Origin of the sequence: Ruegeria sp. (assembly GCF_965243365.1) — a bacterium.
GTDB lineage: Bacteria > Pseudomonadota > Alphaproteobacteria > Rhodobacterales > Rhodobacteraceae > Ruegeria.
This window is the reverse complement of record NZ_CBDEUW010000002.1, coordinates 678,681-695,967: the sequence shown is the minus strand read 5'-3', so window position 1 is coordinate 695,967 and position 17,287 is coordinate 678,681. Positions and strand designations below refer to the sequence as shown.

General features: G+C 57.8%; 19 protein-coding genes. 8 read left to right on the top strand and 11 right to left on the bottom strand.

The features are described from left to right. Positions 1-14 precede the first annotated feature (14 nt). From groL to ACP0GE_RS07165, 4 genes are all read left to right on the top strand, one after another. Positions 15-1,658, top strand: coding sequence for a chaperonin GroEL (groL, locus tag ACP0GE_RS07180; RefSeq protein WP_424831299.1), 1,644 nt, complete (start codon positions 15-17; stop codon positions 1,656-1,658). Between the two features lie 180 nt (positions 1,659-1,838). Next, positions 1,839-2,681: a DMT family transporter gene (locus ACP0GE_RS07175; protein WP_424831298.1), complete on the top strand. Its 843-nt coding sequence runs from the start codon at positions 1,839-1,841 to the stop codon at positions 2,679-2,681. Positions 2,682-2,719: 38 nt separating this feature from the next. Then, positions 2,720-3,493 carry an esterase/lipase family protein gene (locus ACP0GE_RS07170; protein WP_424831297.1) on the top strand — a complete coding sequence of 258 codons (774 nt, stop codon included), beginning with the start codon at positions 2,720-2,722 and terminating at the stop codon, positions 3,491-3,493. Further along, on the top strand, positions 3,490-4,641 hold the full coding sequence (locus tag ACP0GE_RS07165; RefSeq protein ID WP_424831296.1) for an alpha-D-ribose 1-methylphosphonate 5-triphosphate diphosphatase: 1,152 nt from the start codon (positions 3,490-3,492) through the stop codon (positions 4,639-4,641). Before ACP0GE_RS07170 ends, ACP0GE_RS07165 begins: the two co-directional genes overlap by 4 nt. 66 nt (positions 4,642-4,707) lie before the next feature. Here the strand turns inward: ACP0GE_RS07165 and ACP0GE_RS07160 are convergent, their stop codons facing one another. The 4 genes from ACP0GE_RS07160 to ACP0GE_RS07145 form a co-directional block, all read right to left on the bottom strand. Beyond that, positions 4,708-5,775 carry a 5-(carboxyamino)imidazole ribonucleotide synthase gene (locus tag ACP0GE_RS07160; protein ID WP_424831295.1) on the bottom strand — a complete coding sequence of 356 codons (1,068 nt, stop codon included), beginning with the start codon at positions 5,773-5,775 and terminating at the stop codon, positions 4,708-4,710. A gap of 2 nt (positions 5,776-5,777) precedes the next feature. Next, complete coding sequence (locus ACP0GE_RS07155; protein WP_424831294.1) at positions 5,778-6,533, bottom strand: NAD(P)-binding domain-containing protein; 756 nt, start codon at positions 6,531-6,533, stop codon at positions 5,778-5,780. Continuing rightward, positions 6,530-7,015 carry a 5-(carboxyamino)imidazole ribonucleotide mutase gene (gene purE, locus ACP0GE_RS07150; RefSeq protein ID WP_424831293.1) on the bottom strand — a complete coding sequence of 162 codons (486 nt, stop codon included), beginning with the start codon at positions 7,013-7,015 and terminating at the stop codon, positions 6,530-6,532. The genes ACP0GE_RS07155 and purE overlap by 4 nt, the downstream gene beginning before the upstream one ends. A 66-nt stretch (positions 7,016-7,081) precedes the next feature. Further along, positions 7,082-7,306, bottom strand: a complete 225-nt coding sequence (locus ACP0GE_RS07145) for a YdcH family protein (RefSeq protein ID WP_010441787.1) — start codon at positions 7,304-7,306, stop codon at positions 7,082-7,084. A 163-nt stretch (positions 7,307-7,469) separates the two neighbouring features. Between ACP0GE_RS07145 and ACP0GE_RS07140 the strand changes: the two genes are divergently transcribed. The 3 genes from ACP0GE_RS07140 to ACP0GE_RS07130 all read left to right on the top strand — a co-directional run bounded on the left by ACP0GE_RS07140 (position 7,470) and on the right by ACP0GE_RS07130 (position 9,084). Beyond that, the gene (locus tag ACP0GE_RS07140) at positions 7,470-7,883 is read left to right on the top strand and encodes an Hsp20 family protein (protein ID WP_085821398.1); all 414 of its coding nucleotides are present in this window, start codon (positions 7,470-7,472) and stop codon (positions 7,881-7,883) included. A gap of 5 nt (positions 7,884-7,888) precedes the next feature. Continuing rightward, positions 7,889-8,113, top strand: a complete 225-nt coding sequence (locus ACP0GE_RS07135) for a DUF1150 family protein (protein WP_170570980.1) — start codon at positions 7,889-7,891, stop codon at positions 8,111-8,113. Between the two features lie 92 nt (positions 8,114-8,205). Further along, positions 8,206-9,084, top strand: coding sequence for a PhzF family phenazine biosynthesis protein (locus tag ACP0GE_RS07130; RefSeq protein ID WP_424831292.1), 879 nt, complete (start codon positions 8,206-8,208; stop codon positions 9,082-9,084). Between the two features lie 20 nt (positions 9,085-9,104). On the opposite strand, the gene ACP0GE_RS07125 is transcribed toward ACP0GE_RS07130, so the two are convergent. The 5 genes from ACP0GE_RS07125 to trxB form a co-directional block, all read right to left on the bottom strand. Then, the gene (locus ACP0GE_RS07125; protein ID WP_424831291.1) at positions 9,105-9,962 is read right to left on the bottom strand and encodes a hypothetical protein; all 858 of its coding nucleotides are present in this window, start codon (positions 9,960-9,962) and stop codon (positions 9,105-9,107) included. 140 nt (positions 9,963-10,102) lie between these two features. Next, the gene (locus tag ACP0GE_RS07120; RefSeq protein ID WP_424831290.1) at positions 10,103-11,821 is read right to left on the bottom strand and encodes a bifunctional sulfate adenylyltransferase/adenylylsulfate kinase; all 1,719 of its coding nucleotides are present in this window, start codon (positions 11,819-11,821) and stop codon (positions 10,103-10,105) included. Between the two features lie 196 nt (positions 11,822-12,017). Next, positions 12,018-13,709, bottom strand: a complete 1,692-nt coding sequence (locus ACP0GE_RS07115) for an adenylate/guanylate cyclase domain-containing protein (protein WP_424831289.1) — start codon at positions 13,707-13,709, stop codon at positions 12,018-12,020. A gap of 80 nt (positions 13,710-13,789) precedes the next feature. Beyond that, complete coding sequence (locus ACP0GE_RS07110) at positions 13,790-14,239, bottom strand: RES family NAD+ phosphorylase (RefSeq protein ID WP_424831288.1); 450 nt, start codon at positions 14,237-14,239, stop codon at positions 13,790-13,792. Positions 14,240-14,242: 3 nt separating this feature from the next. Then, entirely contained in the window at positions 14,243-15,184 is a 942-nt protein-coding gene (gene trxB / locus ACP0GE_RS07105) for a thioredoxin-disulfide reductase (protein ID WP_424831287.1), read from the bottom strand. A 226-nt stretch (positions 15,185-15,410) separates the two neighbouring features. Here trxB and ACP0GE_RS07100 point away from each other — a divergent pair, with 226 nt between their 5' ends. Beyond that, on the top strand, positions 15,411-15,911 hold the full coding sequence (locus ACP0GE_RS07100; protein ID WP_424831286.1) for an Lrp/AsnC family transcriptional regulator: 501 nt from the start codon (positions 15,411-15,413) through the stop codon (positions 15,909-15,911). Positions 15,912-16,032: 121 nt separating this feature from the next. On the opposite strand, the gene ACP0GE_RS07095 is transcribed toward ACP0GE_RS07100, so the two are convergent. Both ACP0GE_RS07095 and ACP0GE_RS07090 read right to left on the bottom strand, forming a co-directional pair. Continuing rightward, entirely contained in the window at positions 16,033-16,815 is a 783-nt protein-coding gene (locus tag ACP0GE_RS07095; RefSeq protein ID WP_424831285.1) for a Hint domain-containing protein, read from the bottom strand. Positions 16,816-17,145: 330 nt separating this feature from the next. After that, positions 17,146-17,274 carry a hypothetical protein gene (locus tag ACP0GE_RS07090; protein ID WP_424831284.1) on the bottom strand — a complete coding sequence of 43 codons (129 nt, stop codon included), beginning with the start codon at positions 17,272-17,274 and terminating at the stop codon, positions 17,146-17,148. Between the last annotated feature and the right edge of the window lie 13 nt (positions 17,275-17,287).

Here is a 17,287-nt window from a genome sequence, read left to right as displayed (position 1 = left end):
CAAGGAGAGACAACATGTCTGCAAAGGACGTCAAGTTTGACACCGATGCCCGTAACCGCATGCTGGCAGGTGTGAACATCCTGGCCGATGCTGTTAAAGTGACCCTCGGCCCCAAAGGCCGCAACGTGGTTCTGGACAAATCCTTCGGTGCACCGCGCATCACCAAAGACGGTGTTTCGGTTGCCAAGGAAATCGAACTGGAAGACAAGTTCGAAAACATGGGCGCGCAGATGGTGAAAGAAGTCGCCAGCCGCACCAATGACGAAGCTGGCGACGGCACCACCACTGCAACCGTTCTGGCTCAGTCCATCGTCAAAGAGGGTCTGAAGCAGGTTGCAGCGGGTCTGAACCCGATGGACCTGAAGCGCGGTATCGACCTGGCGACCGCCAAGGTTGTTGAAGGCATCAAGGCAGCTTCGCGCGAAGTCAAAGATTCGGCAGAAGTTGCTCAGGTCGGCACCATCTCGGCCAACGGTGAAGCTGAAATCGGCAGCCAGATCGCTGACGCGATGCAGAAGGTTGGCAACGAAGGCGTCATCACCGTCGAAGAAAACAAAGGTCTGGAAACCGAGACCGATGTTGTCGAAGGTATGCAGTTCGACCGCGGCTACCTGTCACCTTACTTCGTCACCAACGCAGACAAGATGATCGCAGAGCTCGACGACTGCATGATCCTGCTGCACGAAAAGAAACTGTCCTCGCTGCAGCCGATGGTTCCGCTGCTGGAGCAGGTGATCCAGTCGCAAAAGCCGCTGCTGATCATTGCAGAAGATGTTGAAGGCGAAGCGCTGGCGACTCTGGTTGTCAACAAACTGCGCGGCGGTCTGAAAATTGCTGCTGTCAAAGCACCGGGCTTCGGCGATCGCCGTAAAGCCATGCTGCAGGACATCGCGATCCTGACCGGCGGTCAGGTCATCAGCGAAGATCTGGGCATGAAGCTCGAGTCCGTCACCATGGACATGCTGGGCACCGCCAAGAAGATCGAAATCACCAAAGACGAAACAACCATCGTCGACGGTGCAGGCGAGAAAGCCGAGATCGAAGCACGTGTTGCTCAGATCCGTACTCAGATCGAAGAAACCTCGTCGGACTACGACCGTGAGAAGCTGCAAGAACGCGTTGCCAAACTGGCAGGCGGTGTTGCCGTTATCCGCGTCGGCGGCATGACCGAAGTGGAAGTGAAAGAGCGTAAGGACCGTGTGGACGATGCTCTGAACGCGACCCGCGCTGCTGTTCAGGAAGGCGTTGTTGTGGGCGGTGGTGTTGCTCTGGTTCAGGCCGGTAAAGCACTGGAATCGCTGGAAGGTGCAAACGCTGACCAGAACGCTGGCATCAACATCGTTCGCAAGGCAATCGAAGCGCCGCTGCGCCAGATTGCTGAGAACGCAGGTGTTGACGGCGCAGTCGTTGCGGGCAAAGTCCGTGAATCGTCTGACGCAGCATTCGGCTTCAACGCGCAGACCGAAGAATATGGCGACATGTTCTCGTTCGGCGTGATCGACCCGGCCAAAGTTGTCCGTACCGCTCTGGAAGACGCGGCATCGGTTGCTGGTCTGCTGGTCACCACCGAAGCGATGGTTGCTGACAAGCCCGCCAAAGAAGGCGCGCCTGCTGGTGGCGGCATGCCCGACATGGGCGGCATGGGCGGCATGATGTAAGCTGCTTAAGCCTTTTTCGCTTATCGACGGGGTCGCCTTCCGGCGGCCCCGTTTCGTTTGGAATGCCCGCTACGCGGCCATGCCTCCGGCGGAGGTATTTTTGAACAGAAGAAGGGCGGGCTGGTTCTGCCTGCGGGAATGTGAGTGTGCAATCCGGGCTGATGCGGGTATGTGGTTGATATGAGACTGTTTCTGCTAACCGCCCTGACCATGTGCGCCTTTGCGGCGAATTCGGTTCTGAACCGCCTGGCCATTGATAGTGGAGCCAGCGATCCGACGAGTTTCGCCGTGGTTCGGGTTTTGTCTGGCGCGTTGGTGCTGGTCATCCTGGTTTTTCTACGCCGGGGGCCTTTGCCGCTGACCAGTGCTCGACGTATCGTCGGTGCGGGATCCTTGTCGCTTTATATGATCGGATTTTCTGTTGCTTATCTTACGCTGGATGCGGGGGTGGGTGCGTTGATCCTGTTTGCCGTTGTGCAGATCACCATGTTTACAGCAAGTGCCTTTAGTGGAACCGCCCCGACGATACGCCAGGTTTCAGGTGCTTTGGTGGCGTTGGCTGGTTTGGCGTTTGTTCTTTGGCCGTCAGAGATGTTGACGGTTGATCTGTTCGGTGCGGCCTTAATGACGGCGGCGGGTGTTGGATGGGCGGCGTATTCTCTGGCAGGGCGGTCCGAGCCAGACGCTCTGTCCGGCACTGCCGCCAATTTTGTCGTGGCGCTGCCGGTGACGGCTCTGGGCATGTTGATGATCAGCGGGGCGTGGCAGATGTCGGCAGCCGGTTATGGGCTGGCGGCCGTATCAGGCGGGGTGACGTCAGGCCTGGGATATGCCCTGTGGTATCGCGTTCTGCCGCAACTGGTGCCGACGGTTGCCGCCGTTGTTCAATTGAGCGTCCCGGTGATTGCCATTGCAGGCGGTGTGGTTCTGCTGGGCGAAGCCGCCAGCCTGCGCCTTTTGCTTGGCGCGGGGCTGGTTTTGGGCGGTATCGCGCTGGCGGTCCTCAACGTCAAGCGTAGCTAGGGCTTAACAGCACGTCTGTTTCATCTTATCTGGCCGGTATGAGACTTCTATTGGCCCTTGTGTTTCTGAGTTTGCCCACATTCGCCAGCGCGAAATGTGTGGTGTTGCTGCATGGGCTGGCGCGGACCGAAGCCTCGTTTTCAGTGATGGAACAGTTGCTCAACGCGCACGACTACAAGGTGGTTCGGCTCGGTTACCCATCAACCGATATGGGCATCCCCGAACTGGCCGAAGCCACAATCCCAGAGGCATTTGCAGCATGTGGGGATGATACTGTGAATGTCGTGGCTCACTCGATGGGTGGCATTCTTTTGCGCTATTGGTTGCAGGACCACGAGCCCGAGAATTTGGGCCGCGTGGTGATGCTGGGGCCGCCAAATCAGGGCAGTCAACTGGTCGATGAACTCAGCGCGTGGGAGGTGTTCGGATACCTGAACGGACCTGCGGGTTTGCAATTGGGGACGGGTCCCGAGGGTATTCCGGGCCAATTGCTTCCGGTGGATTTCGAGCTTGGGGTGATTGCAGGAACCAATTCACTCAACCCGGTATTCTCGTCACTGATTGACGGAGAGGACGACGGAAAAGTCTCAGTCAGGACAACCCGGGTTGACGGGATGGCGGATCACATTGTGTTGCCGGTGACCCATACGTTCATGATGAACAATCCGCGTGTCATGGCGCAGGCGCTACACTTTATTGAGTTCGGCCGGTTTGATCCGCAAATCACTTGGCTGGACAGCGTGATGGACATAATAGACGAAATCTGCATCGGGCAGGACTGCTCGGAACCAGAGTCGGAACCCTCGCAATGACAACACTGAATCTGACATTCACAGGCGCGGATGTGCTGCATCCGGCCGAGGGTATCGTTCGCGGTGATCTTGGCATTGCTGACGGGCTGGTGCAGCAGGATAAGGCCGGTCGCCGGATCGATTTGGCGGGATACCTGATCCTACCTGGCATCATTGATCTGCACGGTGACGGGTTCGAGCGCCACATTGCCCCACGGCGCGGTGCAATGAAACAGATGGCTGAAGGTATTCTGTCAGTTGAGGCCGAATTGGCGGCAAATGGTATTACAACCGCCGTGTTGGCGCAGTTCTATAGTTGGGAAGGTGGTGTGCGCGGACCCGAATTCGCAGGTCAGGTGTTTGACGCGATGGCTGCCGTTAAAGACGAGGTGGTGACCGATCTGATCCCGCAATTGCGGTTTGAAACGAACATGCTGGATCACTACGCAGGTTTGGTCGAACGCATTACCGCATGGCAGGTGCCTTATGTCGTATTCAACGATCATCTGCCGCATGATCGACTGGCACGGGGCAAAACCCCGCCGCGCCTGACCGGGCAGGCGCTTAAGGCCGGTCGTAACCCCGAGGCGCATTTGGCCATGCTGCAATCCATGCATGCCCGAAGGGATGAGGTGCCCGCCGCGCTGGATGCGCTCTGCAAGGATTTGCGCAAGCAGGGTGTGCGTGTGGGCAGCCATGATGACGCGACGGCAGAGGCACGGGCGTGGTGGCGTGCCCGGGGCGCCGTGATCTCTGAATTTCCGGAAACGCTTGCGGCGGCTGAGGCTGCAAAGACTTCCGGTGATCATGTCATTCTGGGATCGCCGAACGTGGTGCGGGGCGGATCGCACAAGGGCAACGCCAGCGCGCTGGACCTGATCGCGATGGGACTTTGCGATGCGTTGGCTTCAGATTACCATTATCCCAGCCCGCGTCGTGCCGCTTTGATGCTGGCAAAATCAGGGCTGCTGGATTTGGCCGGAGCCTGGGCGCTGGTGTCCTCGGGTCCTGCTAAAGTGTTGAATCTGGCGGATCGTGGAGAGCTTGCCCCAGGGAAGCGCGCTGATCTGGTCATTCTGGATGCCCAAACCCATCGCGTTGCCGCCACGCTGGCAGGCGGGCGTGTCAGCTATATGACCGGAGACATTGCCGCGCGGTTTGTCGCCTAAACGATCCCGTGTTTCTTCTGTTCAAAAATACCTCCGCCGGAGGCATCGCGCGCCAGCGCGATCGGTTTACCGAACGACCCGGTTGAAATGCCCCATCTTCCGGCCTGGCTTAACCTCGGCCTTGCCATAAAGGTGCAGAGCGACGTCTCGTTCCCGTGCCAGTTCTGGTACTCGATCCATATCGGCACCGATCAGATTCTCCATCACCACATCCGAATGCCGCTGACCGTCGCCCAACGGCCAACCGGCCACGGCGCGGATATGTTGCTCGAACTGATCGACCGCACAGCCGTTCTGTGTCCAGTGTCCCGAATTGTGCACACGCGGCGCGATCTCGTTCACGATCAGGCCTTCCGGTGTGACGAATAGCTCAACCCCCATCACGCCGACATAATCCAGCGCATTCAGGATATTGGCCGCCAACAGCACAGCATCCGTCCGCTGCGCGGGTGACAGGCGGGCAGGGATTGTCGTGGTGTGCAGGATGCCCTCGCGATGCACATTTTCACCCGGATCGAAACAGGCAACCTGTCCGTCCAGCCCACGGGCTGCGATGACCGAAACTTCGTGGGAGAAGTTTACAAAGCCTTCCAGAATAGACGGCGCACCAGACATGTCCGCCAAAGCGGTTTTAGCATCCTCGGGTGTTTTCAATCGCGCTTGCCCCTTGCCGTCATAGCCAAAGCGGCGGGTTTTCAGGATTGCCGGTGTGCCGATCTGATCAATGGCTCCGGTCAGGCTGTTCAGATCGGTGATATCTGCAAAGGGTGCGGTATTCAGACCCAGGCCCTGCAGAAATGTCTTTTCGGTCAGACGATCCTGACTGACCCGCAATGCTTCCCGCCCCGGTCGGATCGGGCGGTGAGCTTCCAACAAGTCCAGCGCTTCGGTTGGAATGTTTTCGAACTCGTAGGTGATCACATCCACCGCGTCGGCAAAGGCGCGCAACGCATCAGCGTCGTCATAGGGCGCGGTTGTCACCTTGTCCGCGACCTGACCTGCCGGAGGGTTTGCGCCGGGCTCGAAGATGTGGGTCTTGAACCCCAGCCGTGCCGCAGCCACAGACAGCATCCGGCCTAGTTGGCCACCGCCGAGAATTCCAATTGTCGCGCCGGTGGGCAGCATCTCTGTCATCGTCAAGTCTCCAACCGTTTGCCGATTGCCGTCAAGGCGTCGCGCAAGGCGTCATGGGCCCCGCCTTGTTGCAGGGTTTGTGTCATTTGCAGGCTCAACGTCCCTTCGGTTGCCAACGCATCGCGTTCGGCAGCCAGCCGTCCGGCGCGCCCCTTGTCCATCGTCGACAGAAAGCCCGCGATCAACTGAGTCGTGTAGAATTCCGCCGCAGCCTCATCACCGGTTTGCTGTCCCAGCCAATCGGCCCCGGTTGCAAGCAGGTCCAGGATGCCGGGTACCATGGCGCAGACTGCGAAATGGGCGTTCAACGCGGCCTCGGTCGAGGTTTTGATGACGGGATTTTCGGGCTCCATCAGACCGGCCAGCAAGCGGTCATCGCCGTAGGCCGCCATTGGGCATCCACCCTGCTGCAAATAACCCAAGGGGATCGTCTGCACGAATGTTGTTGCCGGGGCGCAAAGTGATTTCAGTTGTGCTTCGGGAACCGCCGCCATGACGGAAACGATCCTGTGATCGGCTCGAAAGCTGAGCGTTTTAAGAATCTCGGCGGCCTGATGCGGGCGCAGGCAGAGAAAGACGATTTCGGATGTATCCAGTACGGTCTGCGGGTCTGTGACCGTTGCGCCGATATCGGCTTTCAAAGCGGCTGAGACCGAGGTACTGCGTTCGGTTACGACTATGTGATGGCCTTTGGCGGCCAAAAAACGGGCGAGAGGGTTCGCGATGTGACCGGTGCCGATAAACCCGATCACGCTCATCCCTGCGGCTCCTCGGGGATCGAGGCCGATAAGGCCGCGCGCCAGTTATCCAGCCGCTTAGCAAGCGCCTCGTCCTGTAGCGCTAGAATACCTGCGGCCATCAAACCTGCATTGGCACCGCCGGCCGATCCAATGGCCATGGTCGCCACAGGGAAGCCCTTGGGCATCTGCACGATGGAATAAAGGGAATCGACACCAGACAATGCGCGGGTTTGGACAGGAACGCCGATCACCGGCACACGCGTTTTCGAGGCCATCATTCCAGGCAAGTGCGCCGCGCCACCGGCGCCAGCAATAATAACGTGCAAGCCGCGTTCAACGGCAGTTTTCCCGTAATCCCACAGGCGATCAGGCGTCCGATGCGCGGATACAATGCGTTTTTCATACGCAATGCTCAATTCATCCAAAATATCCGCGGCTTCTTTCATCGTGGGCCAGTCCGATTGACTACCCATGATGATCCCTACTTTCACGTCGCTCATCCGCTTGTTGCCCCTGCCGCCTGAAAGAGCGCGCACTATAGCCAAATCCGCCTTTGTGGCAATGCGTCAGGCGATGATATCGGGGGTCAGGCGGTCTTCGATGAGGCGAATGATGTCTTTGAGCCGCAATTTCTGTTTTTTCAGCCGTTTGATCGTCAATTGATCGGACGTGCCCTTGGCTTGCAGCGCCTCAATCGCTTCGTCCAGATCGCGGTGTTGGCGACGGAAAACCTCCAGTTCAACCCGCAGAACTTCATCGGTTTTCATGGACAGATCAGTGGGCGCGTTCATTGGCGATTCGGCTTTTGTTGTGGTGCGTGTCACACAAGATAGTGTGTCAGGGTTTATCCGGCCAGACCTTGTGGACATCCCTGTATCTTCCCATATTCTATACCACGCGGTTGCCAGAACGGGGCCGCAATTGCGTCGCTTTGACAATGAAGGACGAAAATACGTGTCGAAACTTACCTTGGGCTCATACCCGCATCTTTTGGGGTTCGAGCAGTTGGAACGCCTTTTGGAACGGTCTGCAAAGGCCGGCAACGAAGGATACCCGCCCTATAATATCGAGCAGACCTCGGATTTTTCTTATCGCATCACGCTAGCGGTAGCAGGATTTGCCGAGGAGGATCTGTCGATCACCATCGAAGATCGCCAGCTGGTGATCCGGGGCCGTCAGCGCGACGACAGCGAAGGACGCGTGTTCCTGCATCGCGGCATCGCAGCACGTCAGTTTCAGCGCATGTTCGTGCTGGCCGACGGTGTCGAAGTAGGCGAAGCGATCATGGAAAACGGTCTGCTGCACGTGGACCTGACCCGTGCCGTGCCGGAAACCGTGGTGCAAACGATCAATATAAGAAAGGGGTAAGAGCAATGAATACACCGATTGAAATCAACACCGAAGGTGATCGCATCGTTTATGTGAAAACCGTTGATGTGGCTGACCTGCCTCGGGATCTGCGTGATCAGGCGGGCGACCTGGATCAGCTTTACGCCGTTCACGATTCGGATGGACAGCAGTTGGCATTGGTTGCCGACCGCAAGCTGGCCTTTGTGCTGGCCAGACAACATGATTTGTCCCCGGTGGCCGTTCACTGAAACGGCTCCACGCCCTTATAAATCAACGTGACAATCCTGGCGTTTGCGTCGAATGATGCGAACTGGCACGAGCGCAGAAAGGGAGAGCGCAGATGAGCTGGTTCGATTTCGATTGGGTTGACGCCTTCAGCGACCGTGCGTTTGGTGGCAACGGATGCGCCGTGGTGCATGGCGGGGCAGGGCTGCCGGATGAGGTCTGCATGGCCTATGTCCGCGAAACCTCTCTGGTGGAATGCACGTTTACAGGCCCGTCAGACGTTGCTGACATTCACGTGCGCTATTTTCTGGCCAGCCGAGAGATTCCCTTCGCTGGGCATCCGACGATAGCCACTGTTGCGGCCATGCGCTCGCGCGGTTTGTTTTCCGGTGATGCCCTGACACTGGAGACCGGGGCAGGGCTTGTCTCGATCCGGCTTGACGGGGATGAGATCGAAATGACGCAGGTCGCCCCGCAATTCGGAGATCACATTCCTGCCGATCTGGTCGCTGAGGCCATCAGTTTGCCCAAGGACGCGATCATCTCACCACCTCAGTTCGTGTCGACCGGATTGCCTTTCTGCATTACCGTGCTGCGCGATCACGACGCGTTGCGCGCGGCGAAGCTGGCTGTGGGCCCTTTGCAGAAAATTGCGGCGGCTGCAGGCTATTCCGGCTCTGATATGGCTGAGCCGTTTCTTGTCACGCTGCAAGGCGCGACCGAGGCTGGCGATACCTTCTCGCGCCTTCTACTGGCACCACCCAGCCCGCCTGAGGACCCGTTCACCGGTTCCGCCACCGGAGCGATGGCGGCGTATCTCTGGAGGTATGGGTTGATGAGCAAGGAGTCGTTTGTTGCCGAACAGGGCCACGATATGGGACGCCCTGGTCAGGCAACAGTCACCCGGGTTGGAACGGCGGATGCGATGACCGGCATCAAGGTTGCGGGACGCGGCCACGTTTTGATGCGCGGGCAAGTCGATTTACCCGACTAGTCCGCAAGTGACCGCATATGTCAGCCAAGATTAGTCGTCGGGCCCATCCAACTCAGCCGCGTGATCGGGTTGGACCGAGGGGTGATACCATGGCGCTTACACATTCGGTCCAAATAAGAACCGGGGGAGGGCAGACCCGACATGGACAACGCCATCTCGCGTTTCTGATGACCATATATGTGAACCGACAGAACGCCACTGCGTTCGATCTGCTGTGTTCGGATTTCTGGCGCGTGCAGCATCCACAACTCATCTGGTGACAAGGGGTAAAAGATCTCCGGCTCAGACGTGTGGATGCTTTCCCCGGTCTTTATCAGGAAATGAGTAAACGCTTTGGGGCCAGAGCATCCCCAGGGAAGGTGCTCGATACCCCAGCGCTCACCATTCGCGACCTTTCGACGGTTCGCCCGCCGCAAAGTAGGGCCGCGCCAAGGTTGGGTCGGGTTGGGGCTGTCTACGAAGCTCAACATTGACGCAAGCGTCTCGGAGGATTTTGGCAAGCGCAAAACGCCGGTGGGAAAATCGCCGCGGCGCGACTGGCCAAACACATACGGGGTGTCGACATCAAACGGTCTGACGCAAAAAGCATCCAGATCGACCCATATGTAGTCTGTCTTCTGGCTCAGGTGCAGACGGAAGATATCTGAAAACACGGCGACTCTGTGCCGTTCATTTTCATTAAACGAGAAAGGCGACGGCCAAAGAATGTCTGACGCAGGGCGGGTTTCAACACCGGGTGGGACGTTTTTCACGTCGTCAGCCAAATAAAGAACAAATCTGTGGCCGTGATCCAGAAAAGACTGAATGCACAACGCTTCAAGCCAAGACAGGTCGGACCCGTACCAGAACCCGGCGATTGTGGGCAGGTCATGTTTCATTCTGGACCAAGCAAGAAATGGGTATGCCAACAGCAGCAAGGCAAGGCTGAGATGTCAATACTGCCCAGCTGGTTCCACCACACAAAAAAAGCGGCCCTGGGGCATTTCCCAAGACCGCTTTTGGCATCCCGACAGCAGAATTACGATCCTGCGATGAGGCCCATGCTTTCCAGTTTCAGCAATACCTGATGGGCGCAGTTGTCGACTTCGACATTCTCGGTCTCAACGCTCAGTTCAGGGTTCTGAGGTACGTCGTAGGGGTCCGAGATGCCGGTGAATTCTTTGATCTTGCCTTCACGCGCCAGCTTGTACAGGCCCTTGCGGTCGCGGCGTTCGCACTCTTCGATGCTGGTGGCCACGTGAACCTCGCAGAACGCACCGAATTGTTCGATATCCTCACGGACCGCGCGGCGGGTGGTCGCGTATGGCGCGATTGGCGCGCAGATGGCAATGCCACCGTTCTTGGTGATCTCTGACGCCACGTATCCGATACGACGGATGTTCAGATCGCGGTGCTCTTTCGAGAAGCCCAGCTCCGAGGACAGGTTCTTACGTACGATATCCCCATCCAAAAGGGTAACGGGGCGTCCGCCCATCTCCATCAGCTTGACCATCAGCGCGTTGGCGATCGTGGATTTGCCCGAGCCTGAGAAACCGGTGAAGAACACGGTAAAGCCCTGCTGGCTCCGCGGCGGCTTGGTTTTGCGCAACTCGGCCACAACTTCAGGGAAGCTGAACCATTCGGGGATTTCCAGACCTTCGGCCAGACGACGGCGCAGTTCGGTGCCCGAGATGTTCAGGATCGTGACGTTGTCCTTGTCCGCGATCTCATCGTTCGGCTCGTACTGGGCGCGTTCCTGTACATAGACCATGTGTTTGAAATCGACCATCTCAAGGCCGATTTCGTCCTGGTATTTCCGGAACAAATCCTGTGCATCATATGGGCCGTAGAAGTCTTCACCGGCCGAGTTCTTACCCGGGCCAGCGTGGTCGCGGCCCACAATGAAATGGGTGCAGCCGTGGTTGGCGCGGATCAGGCCGTGCCAGACCGCCTCACGCGGGCCTGCCATGCGCATCGCCAGGTTCAGAAGTGACATCGAGGTGGTCGAGGCCGGGTATTTGTCCAGAACGGCCTCATAGCAGCGCACGCGGGTAAAGTGATCCACATCGCCCGGTTTGGTCATGCCCACGACCGGGTGGATCAGCAGGTTGGCCTGCGCTTCCTTGGCGGCGCGGAAGGTCAGTTCCTGATGCGCGCGGTGCAGCGGGTTACGGGTCTGGAAGGCCACAATGCGGCGCCAGCCCAGCTTGCGGAAATAGGCGCGCAGCTCGTTCGGGGTGTCGCGGCGGGCGCGGAAGTCGTAGTGGACAGGCTGCTGGATGCCGACCACGGGACCGCCCAGATAGACTTTGCCCGCAACATTGTGCAGATAGTTCACGGCGGGATGGGCGTCGTCATCCGCGCCAAAGACCTTTTCAGCCTCGCGCGCCTTGTCGGGCGTCCAACGGTCGGTGACTGTCATGGTGCCGAGAATGACACCTTCCTGATCGCGCAGCGCGATGTCCTGACCCAGCTCGATCCGATCCGCAAAGTCTTCGTTTACATCCAGCGTGATCGGCATCGGCCACAGGGTGCCGTCGGCCAGACGCATATTCTCGACCACGTTGTCGTAGTCGGCCTCGGACAGGAACCCTTTGAGGGGGTTGAACCCGCCATTCATCAGCAATTCCAGATCGCAGATCTGGCGTGGGCTCAGATCCCAGCTGGTCAGATCGGCCGCTTCAACCTTCAGTTTCTGGGCCGACTCGTACGAGACATACAGTTCGGGGATCGGGGCCAGATTGCTTAACATCGTCATCAGAATACTCTTGTCGCAGTGTTGGATTGCCAGTGATTCCTGGGCATTTGCGAGGCATGTGCCCCGACTGTCCGCCGAAGTCCACCAGCGTTTAGAAAACAAAGGACGATATGCGCTGATTTTCTTCTGATTGGAAGGAATTTCCAGTTGATGAGTGAAAAAGCGACTCTGGTTCTGCCGAACGGCAACAATCAGCCTAGTCAGAGTATATGTGTTCTCGTTCGCGCGCAGATTTTCCAAGGTCCGCGGCCCGAGCCACCGGCAACGCGGGAACCGGTTGGCTTACGCCGCGCAGTTCGAAGCTTTGGATTGCCTCCGGGTCAACGGCAACATCAGCAGCTCTCAGCAGTTCTTCCGATACCAACAGTTCAACTCCCTGCGCCTTGGTCTCGCCTTCCAGTCTGCTGGCAACGTTCACGGCGTCCCCGATAATGGTCCGAGAGGCATGACCGGCTGCACCGATTTCACCCAACACCAGATCCCCAAGATGCAGGCCCATTCCGATACGGATACGTGGGCTGCCCTCGGCCTCGAGTCGCTGGTTGAACCCATCCAGTGCCAGACTGATGTCGATGGCGGCCTTCAGGCCCGCGCGGGCAGAGCTGGCAGCGTCGGGTTTTTCGAAAACTGCCAACAGGCCATCGCCCATATATTTGTCCACCACGCCGCCTTCATCCGTGATGGCGGGAACAATGGCATCAAAAAAGCGGTTCAGCAGAAAAACAATGTCATATGGCAATTGACCGGTGGTGCGCGCCGTAAACCCGCGCATGTCCAGAAACAGCACCGCCAGTTTTCTTTCCTGACCCTGGCTGGCGTGACCGCGATTGCGACCGCCGTCCGGGCGAAACACCCGAAAGACGGACAGCGGTTCGGTTGGGCGTATCTGGCAGGCAAGACGGGTTTGGCCGGTTGCTCCTACGGCGGCCAGGCTGCGGGCCTCGACATCGCTGGGTGGCGGCAGGTTTGTCCCGCCATCCTCGACAATGACGCGGCAGGTTGTGCAGCGCCCTTTGCCTCCGCACAACGCCGTGTGTGGAATGCCATTGGCCTGCGATATTTCAAGCAGCGTCATGCCTTTTTCTGCCACAACCTCGGGACCTCGGGCATAGGTGACGCGCACTGAATGCCTTCGGCGCCACAGTTTGCGCCCCAGATAGGTCATCGCCGTCAGGGCAAGCGCCAGCCAAAATGCGGTCAGCGCATTGTCCGTCATACCGAACATGGTCTGGAATGCCTCGGGTGAGGGCCAGTTATAGTGTTCGATATATTGTTCGCGCAGGAATTCATCTGAGAAGTCTGCCCATAGGCGTCGGCCTTCTGTCAGTAATCCAGCCAACGCGAACGAAGGGATAAAAACCGCAACGCCGATCAGATATGGCACTGTTTTGGGCCACCATTGGGTCAGCCGTAGCCACATGTGCAGGCCGATGCATCCATGTACCCAGACGATCAACAGCAGCAGGCTTTGCATCCAGACTGCTGTGCTGGGCCACATCAGGATGATGATATAGCCCATTTCATCGTTCACATCGAAGATTTCATGCGCAACCCGCGTGTGGATAATGTGAGAGATCAACTGCAGCGGGATCAGCAGGCCCAGCACGATTTGCAGAGCCGAACTGATGGGCATCCGCAAGGTTCTGCGCTGGGCAATGGATACCAGTGCCAGACCGGCATGGATAAACAGTGCCACATAAAGCAGCGCACTCATTACATCGTGCCGCGTGACCGCTTTGCGGCCGTCCTGCATGCCATGCAGGTAGTCGGTATGAAAAAGACCCATTCCGATGTTCAGAAAGTGGAAAAAGGCAAAGACAAACAGAAACAGCCCGCTGCCGATCCTGAGTCGGGTCGCCCATCCGCCACGCCAAAGAGCGCTGTTCAAGAATACCACCTGTATCACTGGTTGGTTTTGTCAAAGTCTGGAGGGACGATCATGCACAGGTCAAGACAAAGGTTGGAGGATCACGGTGTCCAAGGTAGCGGGGCCTCGTCAGATCGGGCGTGTATATTGTTGCTATCAAACAATACCAGATGGCTGAGATCAGGGCGGGATCGCGAGCTGTACATCAAACCATCCGCGCATTGTTGACGCGCTTCATCCGAATAAGCCCAAGTGGGCGATGGGTTGCTGGCCTCAAAAATGCCTTGCCAAACAACCGAAACCGCTTTCCGACCGCGAAGATCGACCAGTTGCGCCTTATCCACCCACAACCTCTGAATCACCCTTTCCGGGTCCAGGTCCGAGATGTAACGACGTATGGCAATTCCTGCACCTTCAGCGCTGAGCGAGGCATATATGGCGAACTGGCCAGAGTGGTGAAAGCGACCTTCGGGTGCGCGGGCAGGGTGCAATGGGTTTCTTGCCCGCGACGCGAATTGAATTCTCCAGACCGGGCCAGAGAATTCAAACACGGATTATTCCTGCTCGGCCAGGAACCGTTCAGCATCCAGCGCCGCCATGCAGCCCATTCCGGCGCTGGTCACGGCCTGGCGATAGATGTGATCGGTCAGATCACCGGCAGCAAAGACACCGGGCACCGAAGTTTCGGTCGAGCCGGGCTTGGTCACGACATAACCGCCCATATGGGTTTCCAGCGACTCCTTCACCAGTTCATTGGCCGGAGCGTGGCCGATTGCGACAAACACGCCTTTGCACGGAATTTCAGTGATTTCGCCGGTCTTGACGTTCTTGACCCGCACACCTTCAACCCCCAGCGGTGCATCGGTGCCGATCACTTCGTCCAGCTCATGGAACCACAAGGGTTCGATTTTTTCGTTCTTGAACAGGCGATCTTGCAAGATTTTCTCGGCCCGCAGCTCATCCCGGCGGTGGATCAGGGTGACCTTGCTGGCGAAATTGGTCAGGAACAGCGCCTCTTCCACAGCAGTGTTTCCGCCGCCGATGACCACGATTTCCTGACCGCGATAAAAGAACCCGTCGCAGGTGGCACAGGCTGAAACGCCGAAACCTTTGAATTTTTCTTCCGACGGCAGGCCGAGCCATTTGGCGCGTGCACCCGTGGCAAGAATGACAGCATCCGCAGTATACGTTGTGCCACTGTCACCTTTTGCAGTGAACGGGCGCTTGGAAACGTCCAAATCGCTGATGATATCGCCGATCACCTCGCAGCCCATTGCCTTCGAGTGGTCCTGCATACGGACCATCAGGTCGGGGCCCTGAACCTCGGTATCTCCGGGCCAGTTTTCCACCTCGGTTGTCGTGGTCAGCTGCCCTCCGGGTTCGATTCCCTGGACCAGAATGGGCTCCAGCATCGCGCGGCTTGCATAGACGCCAGCCGTATATCCTGCCGGTCCTGATCCGATGATCAGAACCTTGGTGTGTCTTGTCTCGGCCATGGTACCCCCGCTCGAACTGCCTGACATGGGCTTCTCGCCCGCCGCAACGATATAGCGACCGCTGGGCAAGGCTTAAAGCCCCTTCGTGACCCAGAACCGCTATGCGCCTTACACATGGACCAGCGACATAAATTGGTTGCAAAACAAAGAATATTGCGCAAATGCGAAACATTATTGCGCACGAGCGGGGTGCTGATATAAAAAATGGAAAATTCAGGAGCATTTTATGGTCACGACTCGGTTGGACGAAATCGATCGCAAAATTCTGGCGGAATTGCAGGCCGACGGTCGGATGACGAACGTGGAACTGGCCAAACGCGTTGGAATCTCGGCACCACCTTGCCTGCGGCGGGTGCGGACATTGGAAGAGTCAGGATATATCCGTGGTTACCACGCTGAGGTGAATGCACGTGAACTGGGGTTCGAAGTTCAGGTTTTCGCCATGGTCGGGCTGGAAAGCCAAGCTGAATCCGAACTGAGTGCCTTTGAAGACCGCTGTCGTGACTGGCCACTGGTCCGCGAATGCCACATGCTGAACGGCGAAGTGGATTTCATCCTTAAATGCGTCGCTCCGGACCTGAGTAGTTTTCAGCAGTTTCTGACCGGTGAATTGCTGACCACGCCCAACGTGGCCAGCGTCAAGACGTCATTGGTTATCCGAGGCGCAAAAGACGAGCCAGGCGTGCCATTTGACGTGCTGGAAGACCGGATGAATCGTACGGCCTGATACCAGCCGCAGCGCTACTTGCGCGGCAAGGCTGCAGGAAAGCCGCCACCGTCAGGGAAAATACCCACCAAAGAATGATCTGCATGATGCCCCCACACTTGCAGAAATCGTTACATTTTACTTACGCAGTAATTGCGTCAACCTCGCCATCTCCGGCGCGCGGCAACAGCAGCGGGCCAAAATCACTCAGCGATTCTATATGTGAGAATAAGTTCAGATAAATAGAACGCAAGGATTGGCTGATCATCCGGGCCGCATTTACGCCCGGGTGATAGGTTTCAAACTGCAGGCCATCGACCCGGATCACCGCATGGCGGGGCAGGCAGATGTGAAACAGCTCGACCGGGGTGGGGGGCAGCGTTTCGATCACGCCCATACCGTCCTGGAATTCGTGTACAGGCGTCAGCATGGGCTGACCGCCGTTGAGATGACGCAGATGAGCCGGTGTTCCCAGCAGACGGGCCGCGGGGCCGGTGATCACGCCGGACAGTGGTTTCTGCATTCCAAACGTGTCTGCCATGATGCGAGTCAGTGGCCGGGTTCGGCCACGTGAATCTTCGCGTCCGGGGATCAGAGTGACGGACCCTTTCCACAGAACCTTTTGCGACGACCCGTCTTGTGTCAGCACTGTATCGCCAGGCAGCAGGTCTTCGATCGCCATCGGGCCGTCTTCAGTGTCCACCAGCGATCCACGGGTGAACGCGCAGAAGGCATCCTCGAACATCGGCAGTGCCGGTGCGATATGACGGGTTTGCGCCACATCGCCATTGTCCAGCAAAGAGCTGACCTCGTAGCGCCGCAGCTGCGCTTTTGGTTGCGATACCGGTCTGGGCGCGTCCCGCAAAAGGGCAGATGTTTCCACCGCGTTTCTGGCCGCGCGTGCCAGTGAATTTGGAATAGCCATTTATATTCCGACCCCTCTATAACTTCTGTTTTGGCAGGGAGAACCCCCGTACGTGCCCGCCAAACAGCCTTGTTCTTTGCCTTACTCGGGAGATCGACATAGAACGCATGCCGCACAGATCCCGCGTCGCGAAAGACAATCGCAATGATCCGGTCATAATCTGACCCCCCAAGACAAACTCGTCACTCACGGGTTAAAATTACCCGCGCACACATGCCCCTGACAGCGTGCCGCAGACCCACTCTGCGGCGCCACACATCGGTCCGGAGCAATGTCCGATGTGAGCTAAGCCCTTGGAACCGGCAGCTGGTCCCGAGGGAATTCTTTACGTCACAGGCGCGCGGCCAAACGGCGCGCAACCCTGACGGACCGGCTTGAAACCCGCTTCCACGGCATTTCTGGGTTCTGTTCCCGGATTGCCATCAATACGGCGCTCAGAAAGCGTGATTTCGACTTCATTTTGTGTCCTGCT